The sequence below is a fragment of the Aliirhizobium wenxiniae genome (assembly GCF_019511445.1).
In the GTDB taxonomy this organism is placed as follows: domain Bacteria; phylum Pseudomonadota; class Alphaproteobacteria; order Rhizobiales; family Rhizobiaceae; genus Neorhizobium; species Neorhizobium wenxiniae_A.
Genome location: NZ_JAEUAN010000009.1, coordinates 168208 through 192840, shown reverse-complemented (window position 1 = coordinate 192840; position 24633 = coordinate 168208). Strand labels below are relative to the sequence as shown.

At 60.1% G+C, this 24633-nt stretch carries 25 protein-coding genes and 1 pseudogene; 5 read left to right on the top strand and 21 right to left on the bottom strand.

Annotation, left to right across the window (positions count from 1 at the left end):
- Positions 1 to 263: 263 nt before the first annotated feature.
- Entirely contained in the window at positions 264 to 662 is a 399-nt protein-coding gene (gene nikR, locus JNB91_RS13410; protein WP_220326018.1) for a nickel-responsive transcriptional regulator NikR, read from the bottom strand.
- Between the two features lie 166 nt (positions 663 to 828).
- On the opposite strand from nikR, the gene nikA reads away from it, so the two are divergent.
- Genes nikA through nikE form a run of 5 tightly spaced genes read left to right on the top strand, consistent with a single transcriptional unit; the run spans position 829 to position 5824 of the window.
- Positions 829 to 2409 carry a nickel ABC transporter substrate-binding protein gene (gene nikA, locus JNB91_RS13405; protein WP_220326017.1) on the top strand — a complete coding sequence of 527 codons (1581 nt, stop codon included), beginning with the start codon at positions 829 to 831 and terminating at the stop codon, positions 2407 to 2409.
- Position 2410: 1 nt separating this feature from the next.
- Positions 2411 to 3355, top strand: coding sequence for a nickel ABC transporter permease subunit NikB (nikB, locus tag JNB91_RS13400; protein WP_220326016.1), 945 nt, complete (start codon positions 2411 to 2413; stop codon positions 3353 to 3355).
- Positions 3352 to 4224 carry a nickel ABC transporter permease subunit NikC gene (gene nikC / locus JNB91_RS13395; RefSeq protein ID WP_220326015.1) on the top strand — a complete coding sequence of 291 codons (873 nt, stop codon included), beginning with the start codon at positions 3352 to 3354 and terminating at the stop codon, positions 4222 to 4224. Before nikB ends, nikC begins: the two co-directional genes overlap by 4 nt.
- Positions 4221 to 5009 carry a nickel import ATP-binding protein NikD gene (gene nikD / locus JNB91_RS13390; RefSeq protein WP_220326014.1) on the top strand — a complete coding sequence of 263 codons (789 nt, stop codon included), beginning with the start codon at positions 4221 to 4223 and terminating at the stop codon, positions 5007 to 5009. Before nikC ends, nikD begins: the two co-directional genes overlap by 4 nt.
- The gene (gene nikE / locus JNB91_RS13385) at positions 5006 to 5824 is read left to right on the top strand and encodes a nickel import ATP-binding protein NikE (protein ID WP_220326013.1); all 819 of its coding nucleotides are present in this window, start codon (positions 5006 to 5008) and stop codon (positions 5822 to 5824) included. The genes nikD and nikE overlap by 4 nt, the downstream gene beginning before the upstream one ends.
- A 170-nt stretch (positions 5825 to 5994) precedes the next feature.
- Here the strand turns inward: nikE and hypE are convergent, their stop codons facing one another.
- From hypE to hypF, 20 genes and pseudogenes are all read right to left on the bottom strand, one after another.
- A complete protein-coding gene (gene hypE, locus JNB91_RS13380; protein WP_220326012.1) occupies positions 5995 to 7056 on the bottom strand; it encodes a hydrogenase expression/formation protein HypE in 1062 nt (353 codons plus the stop codon).
- The gene (gene hypD / locus JNB91_RS13375; protein ID WP_220326011.1) at positions 7053 to 8180 is read right to left on the bottom strand and encodes a hydrogenase formation protein HypD; all 1128 of its coding nucleotides are present in this window, start codon (positions 8178 to 8180) and stop codon (positions 7053 to 7055) included. The genes hypE and hypD overlap by 4 nt, the downstream gene beginning before the upstream one ends.
- Positions 8177 to 8425: a HypC/HybG/HupF family hydrogenase formation chaperone gene (locus tag JNB91_RS13370; RefSeq protein WP_220326010.1), complete on the bottom strand. Its 249-nt coding sequence runs from the start codon at positions 8423 to 8425 to the stop codon at positions 8177 to 8179. The genes hypD and JNB91_RS13370 overlap by 4 nt, the downstream gene beginning before the upstream one ends.
- A gap of 19 nt (positions 8426 to 8444) precedes the next feature.
- On the bottom strand, positions 8445 to 9125 hold the full coding sequence (gene hypB, locus JNB91_RS13365; RefSeq protein WP_346269323.1) for a hydrogenase nickel incorporation protein HypB: 681 nt from the start codon (positions 9123 to 9125) through the stop codon (positions 8445 to 8447).
- A gap of 45 nt (positions 9126 to 9170) precedes the next feature.
- Positions 9171 to 9347: pseudogene (locus JNB91_RS31885) on the bottom strand (hydrogenase nickel incorporation protein HypB); the annotation flags it as partial.
- A gap of 146 nt (positions 9348 to 9493) precedes the next feature.
- Positions 9494 to 10159, bottom strand: coding sequence for a Crp/Fnr family transcriptional regulator (locus JNB91_RS13360; protein ID WP_220326008.1), 666 nt, complete (start codon positions 10157 to 10159; stop codon positions 9494 to 9496).
- Positions 10160 to 10247: 88 nt separating this feature from the next.
- Positions 10248 to 10490, bottom strand: a complete 243-nt coding sequence (locus JNB91_RS13355) for a hypothetical protein (RefSeq protein ID WP_220326007.1) — start codon at positions 10488 to 10490, stop codon at positions 10248 to 10250.
- Positions 10487 to 10690 (bottom strand): CooT family nickel-binding protein, encoded by a 204-nt coding sequence (locus JNB91_RS13350; protein WP_220326006.1) that lies wholly within the window; start codon positions 10688 to 10690, stop codon positions 10487 to 10489. The genes JNB91_RS13355 and JNB91_RS13350 overlap by 4 nt, the downstream gene beginning before the upstream one ends.
- Positions 10681 to 11478, bottom strand: coding sequence for a carbon monoxide dehydrogenase accessory protein CooC (locus JNB91_RS13345; RefSeq protein WP_220326005.1), 798 nt, complete (start codon positions 11476 to 11478; stop codon positions 10681 to 10683). The genes JNB91_RS13350 and JNB91_RS13345 overlap by 10 nt, the downstream gene beginning before the upstream one ends.
- Complete coding sequence (gene cooS, locus JNB91_RS13340) at positions 11475 to 13475, bottom strand: anaerobic carbon-monoxide dehydrogenase catalytic subunit (protein ID WP_220326004.1); 2001 nt, start codon at positions 13473 to 13475, stop codon at positions 11475 to 11477. Before cooS ends, JNB91_RS13345 begins: the two co-directional genes overlap by 4 nt.
- 16 nt (positions 13476 to 13491) lie before the next feature.
- Positions 13492 to 14073, bottom strand: a complete 582-nt coding sequence (locus tag JNB91_RS13335) for a 4Fe-4S dicluster domain-containing protein (protein WP_220326003.1) — start codon at positions 14071 to 14073, stop codon at positions 13492 to 13494.
- Between the two features lie 34 nt (positions 14074 to 14107).
- Positions 14108 to 14458, bottom strand: a complete 351-nt coding sequence (locus JNB91_RS13330; protein ID WP_220326002.1) for a hydrogenase maturation nickel metallochaperone HypA/HybF — start codon at positions 14456 to 14458, stop codon at positions 14108 to 14110.
- A gap of 177 nt (positions 14459 to 14635) precedes the next feature.
- Entirely contained in the window at positions 14636 to 15721 is a 1086-nt protein-coding gene (locus tag JNB91_RS13325) for a hydrogenase large subunit (protein WP_220326001.1), read from the bottom strand.
- Entirely contained in the window at positions 15718 to 16236 is a 519-nt protein-coding gene (locus tag JNB91_RS13320; RefSeq protein ID WP_220326000.1) for an NADH-quinone oxidoreductase subunit C, read from the bottom strand. The genes JNB91_RS13325 and JNB91_RS13320 overlap by 4 nt, the downstream gene beginning before the upstream one ends.
- Positions 16233 to 16733 carry a 4Fe-4S binding protein gene (locus tag JNB91_RS13315; RefSeq protein WP_220325999.1) on the bottom strand — a complete coding sequence of 167 codons (501 nt, stop codon included), beginning with the start codon at positions 16731 to 16733 and terminating at the stop codon, positions 16233 to 16235. The genes JNB91_RS13320 and JNB91_RS13315 overlap by 4 nt, the downstream gene beginning before the upstream one ends.
- 9 nt (positions 16734 to 16742) lie before the next feature.
- A complete protein-coding gene (locus tag JNB91_RS13310) occupies positions 16743 to 17171 on the bottom strand; it encodes an NADH-quinone oxidoreductase subunit B family protein (protein ID WP_220325998.1) in 429 nt (142 codons plus the stop codon).
- Between the two features lie 11 nt (positions 17172 to 17182).
- Positions 17183 to 18142 carry a respiratory chain complex I subunit 1 family protein gene (locus JNB91_RS13305; RefSeq protein WP_220325997.1) on the bottom strand — a complete coding sequence of 320 codons (960 nt, stop codon included), beginning with the start codon at positions 18140 to 18142 and terminating at the stop codon, positions 17183 to 17185.
- Positions 18132 to 18878, bottom strand: a complete 747-nt coding sequence (locus tag JNB91_RS31150; RefSeq protein ID WP_220325996.1) for a proton-conducting transporter transmembrane domain-containing protein — start codon at positions 18876 to 18878, stop codon at positions 18132 to 18134. The genes JNB91_RS13305 and JNB91_RS31150 overlap by 11 nt, the downstream gene beginning before the upstream one ends.
- Complete coding sequence (locus JNB91_RS13295; RefSeq protein WP_220325995.1) at positions 18869 to 21952, bottom strand: proton-conducting transporter transmembrane domain-containing protein; 3084 nt, start codon at positions 21950 to 21952, stop codon at positions 18869 to 18871. Before JNB91_RS13295 ends, JNB91_RS31150 begins: the two co-directional genes overlap by 10 nt.
- 107 nt (positions 21953 to 22059) lie before the next feature.
- The gene (hypF, locus tag JNB91_RS13290) at positions 22060 to 24429 is read right to left on the bottom strand and encodes a carbamoyltransferase HypF (RefSeq protein WP_220325994.1); all 2370 of its coding nucleotides are present in this window, start codon (positions 24427 to 24429) and stop codon (positions 22060 to 22062) included.
- Positions 24430 to 24633: the final 204 nt, after the last annotated feature.

The window sequence follows — 24633 nt, the reverse complement described above, 5'->3', positions numbered from 1 at the left end:
GCTAATGTCCGGCGTGACGTCGCGAGAAACCCGGTGATGAAGTCGACGGCCTCGTCGCGCTTCTCAAGCCGAGATGGCTGTTTTTCTGAATGCCGCGTGACTTGAATGGACTTTCGCTCGCCGCTGACCGTTGCGGCGTAGCTTCGGCCTCGGGCCGCTATCAAAGCCCTCACCGAATTCCCTCTTGGTTTCAATCTTTCGGGGACTGGCGGACCTGACTGCAATGCGGCCTGAAGACGACGTGCGAATTGCTAGCTGCTGTTCTACAGGGGCAGCACCGCCAGCATGCCATGGGTGACATGCCGTTCGGCTTTCACGTGGTCGGCAAAATGTCGGACCTCGTCAGTTCTTCCCTTGAGGATGCTGACTTCCAGGCATCGGTCATGATCCAGATGCACATGCATGCTGGCGACCGAAATGTCGTGGTGATGGTGATGGCTGGTGGTGAGTTTTCTGGCAAGATCGCGGGCGTTGTGGTCATAGGTGTAGCTCAGCACACCTACGCAATTGTCCAGCTGTCCTTCTTCCATCGAAGCCTGCTGAAGTCCGGCTCGGGCAAGGTCGCGCAGGGCTTCGGAACGGTTCTGATATCCCCTGACTTGGATCATCCGGTCCAGTTCTGCCATGAGGTCATCGTCGATTGTGATGGTGATCCGCTGCATCGATATCCTTCCGGCCGCCAAACTCTCTGAGCACGCCTGTTCTGGCTTTCGAAGACGGCTTTGTCCAGACGACTGCGGCAATTCGCGTATGTTCCGGTTGCGGCAGAGGGAGTATGAGATATTTTAGGAATCGTCATACTTTCACTTTTTCACCAAAGGCTCTTTTATGTCGAAGATCAGGTTTCGCAGGCTGGCGCTCGCGTTGGCACTTGCTTCTGCTGCTTTTGCCTCCGGCGCCCATGCCGACCCAAGCCTGAACTTCTCCTGGCCGATGAATGTGGGGCCGCTCAATCCGCACCTCTATTCGCCGAACCAGATGTTCGCCCAGAACATGGTCTATGAGCCGCTGGTCCGCTACAGCGCAGACGGCACGGTCGGGCCGTGGCTGGCGCAGTCGTGGGAGGCTTCGGCTGACGGCAAGATCTACACATTCAAGCTCCGCGAGGATGTAAAATTTTCCAACGGCGAGCTTTTTGACGCAGCTGCAGTCAAGGCGAACATCGATGCCGTCTTGAAAAACCGGGCCCGCCATAGCTGGCTGGAACTTGCCAATCAGATCGTCTCTGCCGATGTCGCTGGTCCGTTCAGCGTGCGGATCACATTGAAGGATGCCTATTACCCGCTGTTGCAGGAACTGGCTCTGCCGCGGCCGTTCCGTCTCGTCGCGCCGTCGCAGTTCAAGAATGGCGGCACAGTGGACGGGATTACTGCGCCAATCGGTACAGGCCCCTGGATGCTGACCGAGACGAAGCTCGGTGAACGGGACGTCTTCACCCGCAATGACGGCTACTGGGGTGCAAAACCCGCCTACGAACAGGTCACCGTCAAGGTGATCCCCGATCCAAACACACGGGCGATTGCCTTCGAAACGGGCGAGATCGATCTGATCTACGGCACGGATGGTCCGATCTCTCCCGACACCTATGAGCGCTTCAAGCAGATGGGGATTTATACGGCCGAGCTTTCCGCCCCGGTGGAAACGCGCGTGCTGGCAATCAACACCAATCTCGGCGCAACGAAGGATCTGGCCGTCCGCAAGGCGATCAATCATGCGGTCGACAAGGATACGATGATCGCCACCGTGCTCTACGGCACGCAGAAGCGCGCCGATACTCTGTTCGCCGACAACGTGCCCTATGCCGATATAGGCTTGAAACCCTACACGTTCGATCGGGCACTGGCCGCCCGGATTTTGGACGAGGCGGGTTGGACAGCCAAGACGAGCGGCGGCGTTCGCGAGAAGAATGGTGAACCGCTGAGTGTTGAACTCTGCTTTGTCGGCACCGATGCGATCAGCAAGTCCATGGCCGAGATCGTGCAGGCTGATCTGCGCAAGGTCGGGATCGACGTGAAACTGACCGGTGAAGAAGAGACCAGCGTTCTCGCGCGTCAGCATGATGGCCGTTTCGGCATGATCTTCAACCGCACCTGGGGCGCGCCTTATGATCCGCATGCTTTTGTCAGTTCCATGCGTGTACCTTCCCACGCAGATTACCAGGCGCAGCTTGGGCTGGCCGACAAGGCCGAGATCGATGCCAAGATCGGACAGGTTCTGGTCTCCACCGACGAGACCGTGCGGCAGAACCTTTACAAGGACATCCTGACCCGCCTTCACGAGGAAGCCGTCTACCTGCCGCTGACCTATGTGACGGCGATTGCGGTCGCCAAGCCCGAGGTCGGCAAGATCACCTTTGGCGCAATGTCGAGCGAGATACCGTTCGAAAAATTGGCGCCGGGGGCGAACTGAGGTGCTTTCCTTCATTATTCGCCGCGTAATGCTGCTTGTCCCGATGTTGTTCGGGGCTTCGCTGGTCATCTTCCTGCTGCTGCGGCTCGGCCCCAGCGATCCGGCCATGGATTATCTGCGCCTGTCAAAGGTGCCGCCCACCGCACAGGCATTGGAAGATGCACGCCAGATGCTCGGCTTGGACCGGCCGATCGCCACGCAATATTTCGACTGGCTCGGAAAGGCGCTGAGCGGTGATTTCGGCATATCGTTTGCGACCCAGCGGCCCGTTCTGCCGGATCTGCTCTATTTCCTGCCCGCAACACTTCAGCTTGCGGGTGTCGCGCTCGTGCTGACGCTCGGCCTGTCTATCCCGCTCGGCATGTGGGCTGCCCGCCACCGGGAAGGCTGGCAGGATCAGGTGGTTCGGATCGTCGCCTTTCTCGGCGTGTCCATGCCGAACTTCTGGCTCGGCTTTCTGCTGGTTCTAGTCTTCTCCATTCATCTGGGCTGGCTGCCGCCGATGGGGCGTGGTGGTGTCGCCCACCTCATCATGCCGGCGATCGCCATCGCCTTCATGTCGCTGTCCATCAATGCCCGCCTCTTGCGCGCCAGCATGCTGGAAGTGTCGGGACAACGGCATGTGCGTTATGCGCGCCTGCGCGGCCTGCCAGAGCGTACAGTCGAACGCTCCCATGTGCTGCGAAACGCCTGGCTGCCGATCATCACGGCAACCGGCATGCATATCGGCGAACTGATCGGCGGCACGCTGGTGATCGAAAGCATTTTTGGCTGGCCGGGTGTCGGTCGTTATGCCGTCTCGGCCATCATGAATCGTGACTATCCTGTCATCCAGTGCTTCACCCTCGCCATGGTGACTATCTTCGTCATCTGCAATCTGATCGTTGACATCGTTTATGCCTGGGCCGACCCGCGCATTCGCCTGTCTGCGGAGGGCGCGGAATGATGGATAGGATTTCACCTATCTCAGGACAGAAGGCGGGCAGTTTTCAACTTCCGCGCCGGTGGTCGGTGCGTCTGGCTTGCCTCATCGTTCTGCTGCTGCTGATCGCGGCAGTCGTCGGCCCACGGATTGCCCCCTATCATCCGGACGAGGTCGAACTGGTGCGACGGCTTCAGTCGCCAAGCTTTTCGCATTGGCTGGGCACCGATCATCTGGGCCGCGACATCCTCTCAAGGCTGATCGCCGGTGTTCAGGTCTCGCTCGGCTCTGTTGCGATCACGCTCGCTCTCATTCTGGCTTTGGGTATCGTGATCGGCGGCGCAGCCGGGTTTCTCGGCGGCCGGGCAGATCAGATCATCATGCGCGTCACCGACGTCTTCCTGACGTTCCCGACGCTGGTGCTGGCGTTGTTCATGGTCGGCATGCTCGGCACCGGTCTCGTCAATGTCATTCTCGCCATCGCGCTTTCCCACTGGGCCTGGTACGCCCGCATCGTGCGCGGCATCGTCATGTCACTAAGGCATAGGGAGTTCCTGCTGGCCGCCAGAATGAGCGGCGCAGGACCGATCCGCACATTCATCGAACATCTCCTGCCTGCAACCTTCTCGCAGCTCGTGGTTCTGGCCACGCTCGATATCGGCCATATCATGCTGCATGTGTCAGGCCTGTCCTTCCTCGGGCTGGGCGTCGCGCCGCCCACTGCCGAATGGGGCGTCATGATCAGCGATGCGCGCCAGTTCGTCTGGACGGCGCCGATGCTGATCCTGTGGCCGGGTCTGGCGCTGTTTTTGAGCGTCATGGCCTTCAATATTCTCGGCGATGCCCTGCGTGACAGGCTCGACCCGCATCTCAAGGCGGAGCACAGCCATTGACCAGCAAGACCCTCTCCATCGAAGGACTGACTGCGACCGCCGTGATTGACGGTCAGCGTCAAATCCTCGTCGATGATCTTTCTCTCACGGTTCAGCAGGGGCGTGTCATGGCTCTGGTCGGGGCAAGCGGTTCCGGCAAATCCATGACCTGTTCGGCGGCCCTCGGCGTGCTCCCGCCCGGCGTAGTGAAGACGCTGGGGCACGTGACCATCGATGGGGTAACCCACGATGCCGCCGCTCTGCGAGGACGGCATGTGGCAACGATCATGCAGAACCCCAGAAGCGCATTCAATCCCGTCCGAACTATGCGGGATCACGCCGATGAAACGTCGCGGGCGCTCGGCATTCCGGTTTCCGGCGCGGGAGATCGGATCGAGGACTGCATGCGCGCCGCAGGGCTGGAGGATGTGAAGGCCATTCTCGGCCTGCATGCCTTCGAGATGAGCGGTGGCATGCTGCAAAGGATGATGATTGCGCTGGCGCTTCTGAGCGAAGCACCATTCCTGTTCGCGGATGAACCGACCACCGATCTCGATCTCGTCGTGCAGCTCCGCGTTCTGGAACTGCTGGAAAAACTGGTCGAGGAACGTGGTCTCGGCGTCCTTCTGGTCACGCACGATATGGGCGTGGTGGCAAGGCTGGCAGACGATGTCGTGGTTCTCGATCACGGTCGCCTGGTCGAGCGGGCTTCGGTGGTTGATATTTTTCACAAGCCAAGGCACGCGATCACCCGGACATTGGTCAGCGCGCATCTGTCGCTCTACGGAATGGAGCTCAGCGCATGACCCTGATCAGCGCCCGTCATCTCGGTAAAATCTACAGAACCCATTCGCTTGTCGGCGCCAGTGCGCGCAAGACGGTGCTGCAGGATATCTCGCTCACCATCGGGGAGGGAGAAACGGTGGCGCTCCTGGGGCGAAGTGGCTGCGGCAAGAGCACGCTCGCGCGGCTGCTGGTCGGCCTGGAACGGCCGACCTCGGGAGAGGTCCTGTTTCACGGCAAGCCGGTATCCAGGCTTGACCGCGCAGAAACGAAAATCTTCCGACGCGAAGTCCAGCTCGTGTTTCAGGACTCTCCGAGCGCCGTCAATGCGCGCTTCACCATGCGTGAGATCATCGCCGAGCCGCTGCGGCATCTGACCTCGATGAGCGAGGTTGAGAGAGAAGGCCGCGTTCAGGAACTGTTACGCCTTGTCGAGCTGCCATCGGAGATCGCCGGCCGGCTTCCTGCGCAGGTCAGCGGTGGGCAGTTGCAGCGGGCCTGCATCGCCCGCGCACTCGCCGTCGATCCGAAACTGATCATTCTGGATGAGGCGGTTTCCAACCTCGACATTCATCTACAGGCTTCCGCGCTTGCTCTTCTGGCACAGCTTCAGCGGGAAAGTGGCGTTGCCTATCTCTTCGTGACCCATGATCTGAGATTGGTCAAACGCTTCGCCGCACGTTGCCTCGTCATGGAGGAAGGCCAGATTGTTGAGGAAATCGCATCGGCTGATTTCGATCAGGTGAGGCACCCGGCTTCACGACTTCTGCAGGGCGCAGTTCTGCCACCTTTGCCGGGAGTTCCATGCAAGGGGCATCCGGTCTCGGCGAAAGGCTGAAGGCGAATGCCCAAAGGCGCTTGTGCACCGGCAGTTCAGGTCGCCGACAGCGTCGGCGAGGCCGGTCATGGCAGGCGAACCGATGATCAAGTCAGCTCGCGGTTTCAAGACGTTGAAAACTGCTATGCGAAGATCAAGGGCTTCAAAGTCACGCGGACACTTCGCAAGCGTCAGCAGATCCTTGGAAGCTGTTCGCCATGGAACCACTCGACAACGCGCTGGCTGCCGAATGACGTTCTGAGCCAGACGAGCCGGCGAGGGTCCGGCTGCGCATGGCCGATGATCGCAGCGTTCTCGCCGAACGGCTGATCGCGCATAACAGTCACCAGCGCCTCGGCCTTGTCCGCGGGGCAAAACGCGATAAGCTTCCCCTCGTTTGCCACACCGAATGGGTCGATGCCGAGCAATTCGCAGGCGCCGCGTACCGCCGGCCTTATCGGCACGGCATCCTCATCGACGATCATGCCGAGGCCTGATTGATGCGCCAATTCGTTGAGTGTGGCGGCAAGACCACCGCGGGTTGGGTCACGCAGGCAATGGATGTCCGGTTCGGCTTCGATCATCGCCCTGATCAATCCGTGGAGCGGCGCACTGTCGCTTTCAATCGCGGTTTCGAATTCGAGATTTTCGCGTTTCGAGAGGAGCGCGATACCGTGGTCACCGATCGTTCCCGAAAGGATGATCGCATCGCCGGGCCTGATCCGGTCTCCAGCGATATGCAACCCGTCCTGCAGCGAGCCGATGCCGGTGGTGGCGATGAAGATACCGTCTGCCTTTCCGCGTTCCACCACCTTGGTATCGCCGGTAACGATCAGGACGTCCGCTTGTTTCGCTGCCGCCGCCATGCTTTCGACGACATGCTTCAGCTCCGACAGAGGAAGGCCTTCCTCGAGAATGAAGCTCGCCGATAAATAGAGTGGTCTTGCGCCGCTCATGGCGACATCGTTGACCGTGCCATGCACCGAAAGCGAACCGATATCTCCGCCGGGAAAGAAGATCGGGGAGACGACATACCCATCCGTCGACATGACCAGCCGTCCCCCGGTCGGCGGCATCACCGCCATGTCATTGCCCTTCGCGAGATAGGGATTGTCAAACGCGCCGGCAAACAGCTCGGCAATGAGCTGCGCCATGGCCCGCCCGCCGCCGCCATGCGTGAGATCGACGCGCCCTGCGACCAGATCCAGCGGCCGCGGAAACAGATCTCGGTTTCGGTGAGCATTCGCGGTCATGCAACGGCCTTTCTGCCTTCATTCGACATCCGGTGGCGGCCATAAAGCCAATGGGCGGCGCACCCGCCTTCGCTCGACACCATGCAGGACCCGATCGGGTTGTCGGGCGTGCAGCTGCGGCCGAACAGCGGACATTCCTCCGGTCGTTTGATGCCGCGCACGACTTCGGCGCAGGCACAGGATTTCGGGTCGGGAATGGTGCGATAGGGAAGTGCGAAACGCCGCTCGGCATCGAACTTCGCATAGTCATCGGCAAGTCTCAGCGCACTATCGGGCAATGTTCCGAGCCCCCGCCATTCGAAACTGTCGCGCAGCGTCATCGTCTCGGCAATCGCCTGTTGCGCTTTCTCGTTTCCGATGGCTGGTAGTGCCCGCACATAGGCATTTTCGACGCGAGGCCTCCCCTCGTTGACCTGCCGCACCAACATCAAGATGGCCTGCAACAGATCAAGTGGCTCGAAGCCTGCGACCACGACCGGCATGCCGCGATCGGAGAATTCCCGGTAGGGATCGATGCCGATCACAGCCGATACATGTCCAGGCCCGATCACGCCTTCGAGCGGCAGGCTGCCGCCCTGAAGTACCGCCCGCATCGCCGATGGTGTGAGCACGTGATTGCAGAATATGCTGAAATTCGTCAGGCCTTCCGCCTTTGCCATCTTCAATGCCATGGCTGTGGGTGGGGTCGTCGTTTCGAAGCCTATCGCGAAGAAGACGACCTCGCGGGAAGGATTGTCCCGCGCGATTTTCAGCGCATCGAGTGTCGACCAGACCATGCGGATATCGCCGCCGGCGGCTTTGGCCTTGAGCAGGCTCATGCGGGGCGAACCGGGAACCCGCATCATGTCGCCATAGGTGCACAGAATGACGCCATGATCGCGGGCAAGCTCGATACCGCTGTCGATCCGGCCGACGGGCAGAACGCAGACCGGGCAACCCGGCCCGTGAATGAGGCGGATCGCTTCCGGCAGCATCGTCTCAAGCCCGTATCGGGCAATGGTATGGGTATGTCCGCCGCAGAATTCCATGAAACTATAGCCGCGGCTAGGTTGGCATTCGGCGGCGATGGTCGTCGCGATCCGGCGTGCAAGGCTTCCGTCGCGAAACTCCGAGGCGAATTTCATCCGAGAAACTCCTCTGGTTCGAGCTCCGCCAGCTCGCCCATCTCCCTCAAGAGCGCCAGTGTCTCTGCCGCCTCCTGAGGATCAATGCGGCTCAGAGCAAATCCGACATGCAGAAGAACGTAGTCTCCAACCTCGACACCGTCGACCAGCGCCAGGCTGACCACCTTGACGATGCCGTCGATCCGGACACGCCCCATAGAACCGGGCAGAAGCTCCGTCACCTCCGCAGGTATCGCAAGACACATGATGACCTGTCCTTCCCGATCACGAACCGAGGCGCGAACTGATCGCCTGCTGCTTCTCGGTAATCCACTGCAGCCATGCGTCAAAGCCCTCGCCGGTCGTGGCGGACAGCTGCAGGGCGGCAAGATCGGGGTTGATGCGGCGCGCCATCTCGAGGCAGCGTTCGATATTGAAGCTGACATAGGGTGCAAGGTCGATCTTATTGATGATCAACAGATCGGCCGCCGCGAACATGTCGGGATATTTGAGCGGTTTGTCCTCGCCCTCAGTGACCGAAAGGACGACGACCTTGGCGGCCTCTCCCAGATCGAAAGCTGCCGGGCAGACCAGGTTTCCGACATTCTCGATGAACAGGACAGTCCCCGGCGCTGGAGACAGTTGCCGATAGGCGTCGGCCACCATTGCCGCATCGAGATGGCAGCCCTTGCCGGTATTGATCTGGATCGCCGGTGCGCCGGTGGCGCGAATGCGATCCGCATCGAAACTCGTCTGCTGGTCACCTTCAATGACGGCCGCCGGCAATCTGTCGGCAATCGCCCTGATCGTCTCGCAGAGCAATGTGGTTTTACCGGAACCGGGGCTGGACAGAAGGTTCAGGGCAAGAATACCTGCACGGGAAAATTCCACGCGGTTTTGCTGAGCCAGACCGTCATTATGCGACAGGAGCGCCTTCTCCAGCCGGATAACCTGATGCTGATCCAACCCGGATACGGATACACCGGCAACGCCGTTGCCGTAATGCATGTCGTCATGGGCATGGAGGTGGTGGCCATCGTGCCCATGCTCGTGCTTATGCCCATGAGCGTGGCCGTGCGCTATGCCCGCTGCATGCAGGGCAGCATGCTCGGCGTCAGTCAGATGGGAATGGTCGTGCGAAGGATGGCCTTCGACACGAGCTTCGCCACAGCCGCAAATTGAACACATCGTCAAAAATCCTCTTCACGTTGCCGGCGCTCCCGGTCGTCATGGGCGCTGCCGGATATTGTCAAACCAGGCCGTTCAGCACGCCAACGCCGGAACCAACCCGGATACCGCCCGTCATCCGACCAAGGGTGCGGCTTCCGGCGCGGTCACCGTGCCGACAGTCTGCCCGTCGCCGCCGCCGCTTTCAGGCGATCCTTGTCGGGTATGGTGTAATCCGTCCGGCCATGGCGCTCGAGATGCCCGTCCTTGATCAGGCTGTTCATCGCCGTCGAAGTCGCCTGTCGCGATGAACCGATCAGGTTGGCGATTTCTTCGACGGTGAGGTCGACCGAAAGCTTGACGGCAAAATGCGCGTCCTCGTTTTCCGCGTTCGCCCGATCCAGGAAAAACCAGGCGACGCGCTGCTTGATATCGAGAAACATCAGTTCTTCGATGTTTCTCATGCAGGAGATGATCGCGCGACCAAGGATGGAGATAAGGCCATGCGAAAGGGCAGGGGTCTTTTCCATCTTGGCTGCGAAAGTTCTCATGTCGGTGACGCGCAGCTCGCTCGGTTCGACCGCTTCGATCAGACAGCCCGAATGGCGACAGAAGATGTCACCTGCGACGAGATAGAACAGGGTTATCTCGCGGTCTTCACCGACCATGTAGACACGCAGCTTGCCACTCATCACGACGAAGATGCCGTTCTCGTCATTCTCGCCGAAACAAATCATGCTCCCCTTGCCGTGAGACCGGGGCTGAAACCCGTTGAAGAAACCTTCGCCGGCCGGACCGGTTAAAACATGGGCTATACTGAATCGTGCCGTCATATCGCCTCCCGAACTCCGGCTTCAGCAGCCGGCAAGAATTCCTGCGGCGGAAGCGTAGCCTTCGGCGCGTCCTGCGCCTTGATGAAAGTCAGTGAGCATGATGTGTGTGACCTGTGCCTGAACCGCTCCCAAGCGCATCGAGAACCGCCCAAAGCGACTGGCGTGCCGTTTCCATATCGTCGATGGCTCGTTCGATAAGCTGAGTGAGAAGCGCATCATCCGTGAGCGAGGGTTTGAGCGCGCCGATCTCAGCGAGATGGTCTTCTGCATGGTCCGCAAAATGGGCCACATAGGTGCGTAGCCGGATTTTTGCCTGGTCTTCTGGTTTCATAGGGAATGATCCTCCTCGAACAGAATGGTCACGCCTTTGCGCGTGTCGATGTGCCGGATGGAAACACCGGTGAAGCGGTGTTCCTCGCCGAACAGGGTGGAGACTTGCACGTATCCGTCAGCCAGGCTGACGGCAGTGACGTCGTCGATCGCCACGGGTGGCGACGGAGTGCGACTGATGGTAACGGTTGCTAGGCACATTGCTGATCTCCTTTCGCAGACAGGCGTTCAAGCAGCGCCTGCATCAGCTCCTTCGCCCGATCCTTGCCCTCCGGGCCGCTATCGTAGAAGGACAGGCCTGCCTGATCAGCGGTCTGGACCAAGGCGTCGAAGGGCATTTTGGCGAGCAGATCGCATTCGTCCGCACGGCTTGCGATGAAGACATGGTCCCGATCTGATGCGATCTTATTGGCCACGTAGCAGACCTGTTTGATCCCCAGTTCGCCGGCGAACTGCTCGATCTGTCCCGCAGTCTGGAAACTGCGCGCACCGGGTTCGACGACGATGATCAGCAGGTCCACCGCCTCGACCGTTCCACGGCCGAAATGCTCGATGCCGGCTTCCATGTCGATCAGCACGCATTCCTTCCTGCGGGTCAGGATATGGCGCAGCAGAGTGCGGACGAGCGCATGTTCGGGACAGACGCAACCGGTTCCCGCATGATTGACGGTTCCCATCAGCAGCATCTTCACGCCGGCATGCTCGACGCTGAAACCATCGGGGATGTCATCGACTTTCGGATTGAGAATGAAATGCGAGCCGGGTCCGTCCGTGGCTCCGGTTCGCTCGCGCGCCAGATCGACCATTTTCGAGATCGGCTTCAGATCCGCGAGCTTGTCGGCCGGCACACCGATCGCCGACGCCAGATTAGCGTCGGGATCGGCATCAATGGCAAGCACCTTCCAGCCATCGTCGGCAAGTGCGCGGGCCAGCAAACCCACGATCGTGGATTTGCCGACGCCGCCCTTGCCCGTTACGGCAATCTTCATGACACCCGCTCCGGCAGGAGCGGCATTTGCCGCGATCCGAGCTTTGTCCGCGCAGGCAGAGCCGGTGCGCTATAGGTCTTGAGACCCAGGCCGCTGCGGCGCTGCTGGATGGCGTCGAACAGCTTGTCGGCTGCGAGCGCCGGATTGGTCTCGACGATAAAATATCCGCCGAGAAGATCCCGCGCCGTGTCGGTGACAAGCCCGGTCACGACATCCGAGCCGACAATCGGCGGAACCGTGCCGAGATGCGTGGGAAGGCCGATCGTGACGGCCCAGCTGCCGATAACCACGGCTTTCTCCGTCATCGCTTCCGGGGCGCTGGCGACAAGCGGCAGATCGGAGAGATCGACGCCGAGCTTGTTGGCCAGTGCCGTGCCGAGTGCGACGCCGCGGCTATTGTCGACGCAGGATCCCATATGGAGAACCAACGGCAATGGTCCGTTCATTCCGGCGGACTCACCGATTGCCGTAAGCGCACTCTTCAAGCCTTCACCGGCATAAAGACGCGTGGCCTCCTGCGTCATCAGGCCAGCCTTGGCATAGGCGCCGGCAGCACAGCCTGTCGCGAGAACCAGCACGTTGCGAGCAGCAAGCGATAGAGCGATATCGAGATAGGCACTGTCCTGCTGCGTCTTGGTATTGTTGCAGCCGGCAAACAGGACGACGCCCTGAATGTTGCCGTTGACGATGTTGTCGACCAGCGGCTGAAGCGGATCGTCGGCATTGATATTGGAAAGCGCTGCCGTGATGGCTTCGACACTGAAGCCGACGATGGCTTCCTGCTTGAAATTGGGGATATGTACCCGCTTCGGATCACGCTGCCTGAAGGCTTCGATGGCGACGCGCAGGATCGATGCCGCATTCTCCGAAGCCTTCGTATCGTCGAACTCCATATGCGTCGCACCGGCAATCTTGTTCTGCTTGTCGGTGGTGATGATCTTCGTATGGAAGCATTCGGCCACCCGTGGCAGCGACGGCATAATGCACTGGACGTCGAGAACCATGGCATCCAGCGCGCCGGTCAGGATCGGCAATTCCTGAGACAGGTAGTTGGTGGCCAGCGGAATGCCATGGCGCACCATGATCTCGTTGCCGGTGCAGCAGATGCCGATGACGTTGATACCTTCCTTGGCGCCGGCCGCGATGGCCTCGGCATTGAGGTCTGCGGCGACGTCGCAGATGATGTCCGACAGAAGCGGATTGTGACCGTTGACGGCGATGTTGACGGCATCCTTTTTCAGGACCCCCATATTGGATGTCGTCTTGACCGGCGATGGTGTGCCGAACAGCGTGTCGGAGAGTTCCGTCGCCAGCATCTCGCCATCGAGGTCGGCAAGCGCCACGCGCAGGCCGCCGAGGATCAGGTTGGTCGGATCGGCGTCGCAACCAAGGTGCGTTCTCGACATCGACTGGGCGACGGAAGCATCGATATTGTGTGGCAGAAGCTCCAACTCGCCGAGCTTCTTCAGGCGTGGTGCCGGAAGCGATGCATTCAGCCAATTGCAGGGCTGGTCATAATCCTGGTTCTGGAAGTCGTTGAGGGTGATATCGGCAAGTTCCCTGACGATCGCCATCAACTCGCGACCATCGGTCTTCACGCCCAGCCGCTTGGCAACGACCATCAGCTTTTCCTGATCGCGGATCGAATAGTCCTTCAGATGGCCCTTGCTCAAGTGCAGCATGGCAAGTGCGATATGACGACCGTGCTCGGAATGGGCGGCGGCACCCGATGCCATCATGCGCACCATGTGGCGGGCGACGATCGTGTCGCGGTCGGCGCCGCAGACACCGAATTGCGGGCCTTTGCCGAACGGGTCGATCCGGCACGGTCCCTTCAGACAGATGCGGCAGCAAAGGCCGGTGGTTCCGAAACCGCATTGCGGCTGCTGCGCAGCGTAGCGGCTCCAGGCGGTATCGATGCTTTGGGCTTCGGCAATCGCCAGCATTTCGGTGGCGGCGGGATCGCACGAGCAGCTGGAGCAGTCTAGACAGGCCATGAATGAGCCCCCTCGATTAGAGCGAAATACGGATGGAACGATGCGACTGGGCGATCTCGCGGGCGCGGGCGAGCCGCAACGCATCGCGATAGGCGTTGACGTCGACCATCTTGATCGCCTTGGTCGGGCAGGATTCGACGCAGGCCGGATCGGACTTGCCGGTGCTTGCACGCCATTCGACGCAGAGATCGCACTTCTTGGCGACACCGCGATTGGTGATGGACGTGGCCTTGTGCCTCTCTTCGGAGCGTACCGTGATAGAGCCGAACGGACAGACCATGACGCAGAGCTTGCACCCTATGCATTGCTGTTCGACGATCTGGATCTGCCCCTTGGCCTGATGGCAGGCTCCGGTCGGACAGACCAGCGTGCAGGGCGCATCCTCGCACTGGCGACACTGCATCGGCATCGTCGCGCCATCCACTGAAACGACCTGGTTGCGGGCATGCAGCGGCAGATGCGCCGCAACCGCGCTGACGATGTCGTGGCCTTCGCCGCCATGGGCTACCGCGCAGGCCAATTCGCACGAGTGGCAGCCAAGACAGCGGTCCGGCTCCGCGTAGATGATAACGTTTTCCTTGACTTGCGTTTGCTGCATCTTCCGTTCTCCAGGTCCACTTCGCCTATGGCCGCTATGCGTCACAGTCGCAGACGACGATTTCATCGACAGTCATTCCTTGCGAAGGCTGGATCCTCACGTCATTGCCGTGGCAGGACCCGCATCGAAAGCGCGCGTCTGCGACCAGAATGCTGTCGCATTGCCGGCAAAAGACGCGCACCGGCAGTTGGTTGATCCTGAGATGGGCGCCGGCCATGATCGTGTTTTCGGCAAGCAGGCTGAACGAGGATTCCAGAACCGCGGGCTCAATGCCCTGCAGACCGCCAATCGTCATCGCGATCTCGGTCACCCTGCCGCCACCACGGCGCTGGGCTTCCTCGCTCACGACCTTCATCAGGGCGCAGGTTATGGTGATCTCGTGCATGTCTGCGACGCTCCAACCTCTCTCCTGAGAACCGGGTTACGCCTGTCCGGAAGACGGTTCTGTCAGCCAGACGACAAACCCGGAAGCGAAGGGGTTTCTGCGTCAAAACGCGCATGGCGTGCGCATTTTTTCGATGCGCACGCCATGCAGTGAGACGACTTGAGGAGCGACAAGGCCTTATCGCTCGGTGCAGGAAATGCAGGGGTCGATACTGTTGACGATCAATGGAATGTCGGAAATGCGGCCACCGACCATCATCACCTCAAGCGCATCCCAGTTCATGTAGGTCGGCACGCGCCACTTCACCCGCGCCGGAATGTCGGTGCCATCGGTCTTCAGGTAATAGATCAGTTCGCCACGCGGCGCCTCGACCTTGGTGATCGCTTCGCCCGCCGGTATGAACGGCAAGGGACCGGCCGTCAGCGGACCTTCCGGCAGTTCGCGCAGGCAAAGCCGCATCAGTCGGATGGCCTCGACCACTTCCTTCAGCCTCACCATGGCCCGCGACCAGACATCGCCATCCGGGTAGGTGATGACCTCGACATCGAGACGATCATAGACCGCGTAGGGAGCGGCGGTGCGCACGTCATAGGCATAGCCCGATCCCCGCGCGACCGGTCCCATCAGCCCGTAATCGATGCACTGGTCGCGGTTGATCAGGCCGACGCCGCGGGTTCGCGACAGGATCGATGAATTGGTCTCGTAGAGAGGAATGATCTCCTTGACGAGGATCGGCTCCAGCTTGTTAAGCTGGGCGATGACATAGGCGATGCGATCCTCGGCGATATCGAACTTGACGCCACCGATGACATTGGCGGCCAGATCCATGCGGTTGCCGAACACCGTCTCCTTGGTGTCCTGCATGATCTCGCGCGCTTCCATGACATGCATGAAAAGCGACTCGAAGCCGACGATATGGGCCAGGATAGCCACATTGAACATGTTGGACGCAGCGCGCTTGATCTCGTCGGCGATCACCCTGAGATATTGCGCCCGTTCCGGCACCTCGATGCCGGCGATCTTTTCCAGCCCCATGCAATAGGCCTGCGGATGGCTGTTGGAGCAGAGCGAGCAGACCCGCTCGATCAGGGCAAGGTTTTGATAGATGTTACGCTTTGCCGTGAGGTATTCGATGCCGCGATGGACATGGCCGGCGGTGATCTCGATGCCCGCAACCTCTTCGCCTTCCACGTCGATGCGAAAATACATCGGCTCTTCGAGCGAGAGGTGAAGCGGGCCGACAGGCATATCAAAGGATTTCATCTCGATTTCTCCCGATCGACGATCAGTTTCTCGAACAGCATGGTCGTGCTTGCTGCATTGGACAGGACAGAGAGCGGGATGAGCCGCTGCATCACCCGCCGGTCGACGGTTTCGTCAAGAAACAGCCGTCGACTGTCGGCGCGGCCGCTGACATGCAGATCATAGAGTTCCATGAACTCGCGTTCGTGCCAGTCGGCATTGCGATAAAGCGGCACGATGGTTTCCACGCTGCCGCCCGGCTCGACGCCCACCTTCAATGTGACCGTGCTTCCATCTATGTCGAAGTGATAGGCGATCGTGTTGATGCCCTCGGGCTGGCCCGCCAGAGCGGTGATCATGCTCAACCGCGCGCCGATTGCCTTGAGCGCTCGGGCCGCGGCAACCAGATCCGTGCTGTTTTGCAGCGTGATCCAGGCCGTCACCCTGCCATGCCTGTCGCCGTCGAAGGAAAATTCTCCCGGGATCGTCCGGGCAACAGATGCCACAAGGTCAATGATGTCAGAGGCTTCGTTCATAGCGCTTCTCCACTATAGCTGGCCTTACGCCGGCAATCCGGGCACATGTTCATCAGTCGCTGAGACCGCGGGTTGGTGCCCTTGAAGGCAAGTTGATGCAGCATCGGCCCGCCCGGCTGCAGCCGCTCGCCGCAGGAGGTGCAGTGCCGGTAGGGAACGACCGCATGGTCGACCTGCTCGTATTTTTCTTCCTGCAGATGCGACAGGTGCCAGTCATTGCTGAGCTTGATCGCCTTGGTCGGGCAATAGTGGGCGCACAGGCCGCAGGAAATGCAGGTGTTGTGCCAGATGAGAAAATGCAGTCCGTCTTCTTTCTCGGAGAACCGGATGGCACCACCGGCACAGACATGCTCGCACATATTGCAGCCGACGCAGTTCGTTTCGTCGAACGTCACCTTGCCGCGATAGGCATCGGGCGTCGCCGCCTCGCCGAAGGGAAAGGCCTCAGTTGCCGGTCCCTCGCGCAGATTGTCGAAGAGGATCTTCAGGAATGCCATGACTGTCTCCTATGCCCGCTTCGCCCAGATCTCGATCGCCTTGGCGATGCCCTCGATGATCGCCTGAGGACGAGGCGGACAGCCGGGCACGTTGACATCCACCGGCAGGTAGCGGTCGATCGGGCCTTCGATAGCATAACTTTCGCGAAACACACCGCCGGAGATCGGACAGATGCCGACCGCGACCGTGACCTTGGGATCGGGGATCTCATTGTAGACGCGCAGAACCTTATCCTTAACGCGCGCCGTCAGTGGCCCGGTGATCAGCACGATGTCGGCATGTTTGGGGCTGCCGCAATACTGGCAGCCGAGACGTTCCACGTCGTAGCGCGGAATGCAGGCGGTGGTGGCAAGCTCGACATCGCATCCGTTGCAGGAACCTGCGTTGATCCGGTAGAGCCAGGGTGATTTTCGGGCGGCCTTGGAAAAGAAGTCCATTGGGCGATTTCCTAGAAACGAGCGATGACGAGAGCGAGCCCGGCAAAGCCGAGCAGTTCAGGCCATTTGAGATAGAAGAGCACGGCCTGATCGATGCGCATGCGGCCGACTGCGGCCTTCAGCACCGACACGGCGAGAACAAGCACGAGGCACTTGGCGAGAAAGATGAACAGCCCTGCGAGGCCTGCGGGCCCGTTGGGGAAAAACAGTGCGATGCCAAGCCCGAGAACGACCACGGACTTGGTAACCGACATCAGCTTCATGAGCCCGAGCGGTGGGCCGGAATATTCCACCAATGGCCCTTCCAGCACTTCCGATTCCGCCTCCGGGATATCGAAGGGTGCGATACCGAGATTGGCCGGAATGAAGCAGAGATAGGTGAGAAGCGCCGGCCACATCCATGGATCGAACAGGAAGGCACCATGTTCCTGCTGGTAGCGGACAATCTCTGTCAGGCTGAGCAGGATCGGCTGGCCGGTCACGGCACCGGCATGCAGCGCGACAGCCACCAGCGACAGAAGGATCGGCCCTTCATAGGCCAGCACGATTGCCATCTCGCGGGAAAAGCCGATTGCGCCGTAGGGAGAACCGGACGCCGATCCGGCGAGCATCAGCGACACGGCGGGGATCGAGATCAGATAGAACAGCACGATAAGATTGCCGAGACCGGTGCTTGGCTCGTAAAAGCCGGGGATCGGGATCATCGATGCGGCAACCGCCATGCTGGCAAGACCGGCGACCGGTACGGCGAGAAACACGAAGGCATTGGCGGTATCTGGAATGAGGGTCCGCTTCCGCATCAGTTTGATCAGGTCGTAGAAGGGCTGGATGAGCGGCGGCCCGACGCGACGCTGCAGACGGGCGATCGCCCGTCGCTCGACACCTTTCAGCGCAAGCCCCAGCGCCATGGCGAACAGGCCCCCCGGAAAGACCAGCACAGTCAGCAGGGTCCGGAGTGTATCAGTGGTCATGGGCATGGCTTTCGGTTTGCGGGTCCTGGACCTGCGGCTTGTCGCGCAAGGCCAGCCGGATCAGACGTTCAGGCGTTTCGTAAAGGGCCGATGCCGGCAGGTGCATGCGGGCATTCGGGATCATCACGCCACCGCCCGTATGGATATAGCTCGTCACATGCCGGCTACCGGATAGCCGATAATAGAGCCAGCCGATCAGGCCCGTCGCGACGAGCGCGACCGTCATGACGAGCGGATTGTAGGAAGACACGCCCGGCAGACCACCCAGCCAGCTTGCCTGCACCGGTTCGAGGCCGAGGCCTGTCTGAAGGTGGGCGATAGGCACCAGAAGCAGGCCTGGAAAGAGGCCGACCGCAATGCTTGCACCGACCAGAAGCAGCATCGGCGCCAGCATCACCATTGGAGCTTCCGTCATCTTCGAGGCTCTTTCGGAAAGCTGCCCCATGAAGGCGGTGTGGGCGAATTTCAGAATGGCCGCGAGCGTAAACAGGCTCGACATGAGGGCGGACAGTCCCAGCATGTAATGCCCGCCCTCGAATGCCGCCTCGTAGATCATCAGTTTCGAGCCGAAACCATTGAGCGGCGGGATGCCGGCAAGCGACATGCCGGCAAACAGGAAGACGGCGAAGGTCACCGGCATCTTCCGGCCAAGGCCGCCGAGTTCGTCGAGGCTGTTGATATGCGCCTGGGCGAGAATGCAGCCGGCGACGAGGAACAAGGCATTCTTCAACAGCATGTGGTTGACGCATGCATCAGACCGCTGGCGATGCCCAGCGACGAACCGAGCGACAGCGCCAGCAGGATATAGCCGAGCTGGCTGACGGTGCTGTAGATCAGAAGCCGCTTGATGCCGCTCTGCACGACAGCCATGGCGCCGGCATAGAGCACGGTGATTGCGGCGATGACCTGTATTGCCTGCATCAGGTTCGGCATCCAGCTTGCCGTCCCCGCCATGCGGATGAAGGCGGCGCTGCCGCCAAGCGCGACGAAGAATTTCAACACGCCATAGGGGCCGACCTTCAGCAGCACCGCCGAGATATAGCCGCTGACCGGGGTCGGGGCCGGGACGGTATGCATCTGGTAGTCGATCCGGAACGGCAATTGCGCCGCTTTCATCAGGAAGCCGATGAGGATCAGCGCCGCCGGGATCATCAGATCGGTGGGGGGCACTGTGGAGACGGCTGTCGCGAGGTCGGCAATCTGGAACGTGCCGGCCAAGGCCGCGAGCATGGTGACCCCGAGAAACAGGATACTGGCGCCGGCGAAGTTGAAGATGAAATATTTGGTGCCTTCGCGCAGCGCATCCTCTGTTTCGTCATGGCTGATCACGAGGAACAGTGTCCAGCTGCTCATCAATTCCCAGAAGGCGAAGAAGGAGAACAGATTGCCGCTTGCCGTAACGCCGAGCAGGCCGGCGATCATGGCGATAAAATAGAAGTAGAACCTGTTCTGCGACTGGCCATGCGCCATGTACCCGATCGAATAGCAGAGGTTGATCGCGCCCATGGCAACGATCGCAACCGCGTACCAGAAGGAGAGCGCGTCATAGCGGCTTGTCTGCCAGAGAACGGCGGCCAAGGCCGCTATCATGACGATGATTGAAAGGGTACCGGCACGCACGGCATGGCCGCGGCCGAAAAGATAGACCACGACCGCGCCTATGGCGGCGACAGCCGCGGCCAACGACCATTGCATGGTGACCGGCGGCAAGGTCGCGGAAACCAGATCACTGGAAGCTGCAAGCCGATCGATCACCGGCGTGACCAGCTGCAGCAGCGCATCGGGATAGAGGCCGTTGAAAACGGTGAGTGCTGCAAGAACACCGACGACGCAGCGCATGGGAAGCGGCGCTTCGGCAATCTCAGGCCCGTTATAAGGTTCGAAGAATATCACGCGCAGGATGCGGGCATAATAGATGGCGCCGATCACACCGCCGATCAGCATCACGACGGCAACCGGATAAAGCCCGGCCTCGACGCTGGCATAGATCATCATGAACTTGCTGACGAAACCGCTGAACGGCGGCACGCTCATAATCGAAAGCAAGCCGATGCCCATGCAAAACGCCGTGAACGGCATTTTGCGACCGATGCCCTTCAGCGCGTTCACGCTCTGGGCATGGCCTGCAGCACGCATGATGAAAGCGCCCGCGCAGAAGAACAGCATGGTCTTCATGATCGCGTGATTGGCGACATGGGTAAGGGCACCCGCAAGCGCGAGATAGGTGCCGACGCCGATGATCATGGTGATCTCGCCGATCTGGGCGAGCGTCGAATAGGCAAGCATTCGCTTCAGGTCGGTCTGCCGGTAAGCCTGGATCTCGCCGATCAGGAATGTGACGGCGCCGAGCAGGATCAGAACCAGGCCGGGGCCTGTTACGCCGCCAAAAAGATCCTGATGCAGAATGGCCGCGCCGCCGAAGGCGACGAACAGGATCTTGACGATGCCGAGAAGGCCGGCCTTGGTGAGGATACCCGACATCGGCCCGGAGATGGAGGACGGCGCCACCGGATGCGCTTCAGGCAGCCAGCTGTGCAGCGGAAAGAGGCCGGCCTTGGAGCCGAGGCCGATCAGGAAAAGGACTGCGATCAGGCTGCTCATGACTGGCGCCAGCCGCGGCATGCGTTCGGCGATCTCTGCAAGCTCGAACGTGCCGAGCTGGGCATGAAGTATGAGGATGCCCAGATGCATGACATAGGCGCCGGACGCGCAGATGAGGAAATATGTCTTGCCGGCCTTGAGTGCCTTATCAGTCTGCTCATGGATGACGAGCAGGTAGGAACTCCAGGTCATCAGCTCCCAGAACAGATAGAAATTGCCGAGATGATCGGAGGTCGCCACGCCGATCAGCGAGCCGATCATGATGAAGAGAAAGAAATAATATCGGTTGGCCGCATGCGAATGCGCCATGTAGCGGACCGAATAGACAGTCACGGCAAGTCCGATACCTGCGAAAATAAGGGCGAAATAGTCACCAACATCACCCAGTCTCAACGATGCTGACATCAGAACCAGCGTCGCAAGGGCAATCGTGACGGCTCCGACGCTTCGCAGCTTCGGTGAGAAACGGCCCAGGACAAAGAGCAGGAATCCGCCGAGATAGGGCAGGAGGACCTGAGCGCTCCAGCCGGTCTCGAATTCGGGCAGCTGCGAGAGATCGGCCATGCCTGCCACATGGGCCGCTGCATCGAGAAACGGTTCTGGAAACAGGCTGAGCCCGATCGTGATCACGGCCAGTACCGCCATCGGAATATCGGCCGCGGTCAGTTTGAAGAACGAGATCGGCTTGTCCTGCAGGATGCCGTGGCTCTGCCGTTGAAGACAGATCGCCTGGACGGCACGGATGAAATAGACCGCGCTGATCATGCTGGCGATGGTGCCGCCGAGCGCCAGCACCCACGCGCCGTTCTCGATACCGGCGTAGAGGATGACGAATTTCGAGAAAGCACCCTTGAACGGCGACAGACCCATGACCGAGAACATGCCGAAACCGAACATCAGCGAGGCGAAAGACAATCGCTCGGAACTGCCGACAAGATCGTCGAGCTTCGAAGAGCCGGTGCGCCGGATCAGATGAGCGGCGGCAGTGATCACCAGGAGACGCATGACGACCTGATAACCGAGATGCATCACCGCGCCGGTATCGCCGATCAGTGTTCCCGCACCGATCCCCATCAGCACATAGCCGATTTCGGCGAGGCAGGAGGCGGCAAGCATCCGCCTTATGTCCCGGATCATAAGCAATGCAGCGATTTCACTCGCCAGAGTGAGAAAAAGGCCGATCCAGCCTATGATTGAAATATTGTCCATGAACCGCAACCGTCGTTCGTACCTGCCCTTCCGGGCGATCGGACTATGGATAGGGCGGTTGCCGCGGAAATTCCGTCAGCCAGCGGACAATTCAGCGGTCCATAGGGTCACTGCGACAATGCCGCAGCACGACGCAGAGCCCTTGCATTGGCAACGGCCACCTGACCGAGAGAGATGCCGCCGTCATTGGGCGGAACCGCGCTCTGGTGGTGGACTGCGTAGCCCAGAGACTGCAGGCGGGCAAAGGTATTGACGAGCAGAAACTCGTTCAGGAATACGCCACCGCTCAACACCACCTGTCGTGTGCCAAAACGTTCAGACAGGCGCTCGCAGACATCGCTGACGATATTGACGACCGTCGAGTGGAAACGGCGGCTGAGCTGGGCTGTCGGCACATTCTTTGCCACGTCGTCGACAAGGCACCGGACGATGGGACGAAAATCGATCTCCAGTCGTCCCCCTTCGTTGACATGGATGGCGTATTCGAATGGTTCAGCCACGTTGTGATCACGGTCGAGGGTCGCCTCGAGGTCGATCGGGCCGTGTCCCTCATATTCGGCAATGTGGCAGAGCCCCAGCAAGGAGGCGACGCCATCGAACAACCTGCCCATGCTGGTATGCGGCATTGCGTTGATGCGCCTTGAAAACATCGTCTCGAAAATGCGCTTCTTTTGCGTATCGAGAAAGCGTAGTGGCGGCAGGATCGGTGGGGCGGCCTCAAGCGTGCCGAATGTCTCCAGCAACAATGCGATCGCAGTCCTGACAGGCTCGTGGATGGCCTGCTCGCCTCCCAGCAACAGGGAGGGCCGCAGATGGGCGCCGCGCTCGAAAGTCTCGTAATCACCGACGAGAAATTCCCCGCCCCAGATCGTGCCGTCCGTTCCGTATCCGGTGCCGTCGAAAATCACTCCGATCGTCTGTCCGGTCAGTCCGTTTTCCGCCATGCAGGAGGCCATGTGAGCATGATGGTGCTGAACGAGTTCGACCGAAAGCGTAGTCTGCGCCAATGCCTCTTGCGTCGCGCGGAACTGTGGATGCAGGTCACAGGCGATCACCTGTGGCCGGATACCGTTGAGGCGCGCAAGCTCACCGGCAATTGTCTGATGGGCCGCAAACGTATCCTCGTTCTTGATGTCTCCAATATGCTGGCTGAGGAAAACCTCATTGCCGCGCGAAACTGCAACCGTCGTCTTCAGTTCCGCCCCGCAGGCGAGAATGGAGGCGCCGGGTTTTCCCGGCAGATGGATCGGGTTTGGCGCAAATCCCCGGGAGCGCCGCAAAAAGGTGAGGCCTGATCGTCCCTGCTCGTTCATTGGCGATACCCGCATGACGCTATCATCTACGCGGGTGTGAATGTCGCGATCATGCAGCAGGACATAATCCGCGATACGCGTCAGGTCGCGCAGCGCGTCTTCATTGCTGCGGCAGATAGGCTGGCCCGAAATATTGCCGCTGGTCATGACGATGGCCGGCAAATCAGGCTCTTCAAGAAGCAGGTAATGCAGAGGAGCCGAAGGCAGCATGAAGCCGAGCATCGGGCTCCTCGGCGCGACGGCCTTGGCGATGGCGGCATCGGAAAAGCGCGAGAGCAGCACGATCGGGCGGGCGGGCGAGATCAGAACATCTGCCTCGTCCGATGAAACATGCGCGTATCGCCTGACGACGTCGATCGTGGGCGCCATGAGGGCAAAGGGTTTGGCGTCCCGCCTTTTTCTTCTCCTCAGTTCACCGACTGCACGTTCATCGAAGGATGTGACGGCGAGGTGAAAGCCTCCAACGCTCTTGATTGCGACGATCTTGCCTTCACGCAGGGCCCATCTGACAAAAGCTGGAATATCGTCGGTTGTGACATCCGCACCGGTATTGTCCACCAGCTGGAGGCGCGGGCCACAGATAGGGCAGGCATTGGGCTGGGCATGGAAACGGCGGTCACCAGGATCCTCGTACTCGCCAAGACATGCCGGACACATGGCGAAGCGGCTCATGGTTGTCGTTGCACGATCATAGGGCATTCTTTCTATGATCGAGTAGCGTGGACCGCAATTGGTGCAGTTGATGAAAGGGTAGCGATAGCGGCGATCGGCCGGATCGTGCATTTCATGCAGGCAGTCGTCACAGACGAAAGTGTCGGCAGGTATCCACGCGCTTGCCCTTGTCGCGGCCGTGCCGCTGGCAACGATTCCGAAGCTTTCGATTACTGAAGACTGTTGTCTGGGCGAAACCTCCAATGAGGCGATCTTTGCAAGTGGTGGGTGTTTCTGACGCAGTGCATCGACAAAAGCCTCCAGCTGCCGCTCAGATGCTTGCGCGACGATCACCACACCTCTGCCATCATTGAAGACCGTTCCGCGAACACCCAATTGGTTCGCGATCCGGTAGACGAAGGGTCTGAAGCCAACACCCTGCACCACGCCCGTTACGACGATATCGACGGTGGTCAATCCGAGAGAGCAGGCTTCCGGTTTTTGGCTATCCATGCGGCAATCCAGACCCGAGGCATTTCATCTGGCCGGTAGCGAGTATTCAAACTCTTCATTTCAGTAAGGCCGCCGTAGCCATTATCCTGCTCACGGCCATTCGTTATTGAGCTGACGCAAGCATGGAGAAGATTGCCGAGCTTGAGGCAATTCGGGCAGCAAAATAATCTACTTTTATTGTAGATTTTAAACGCACTTTTGCCG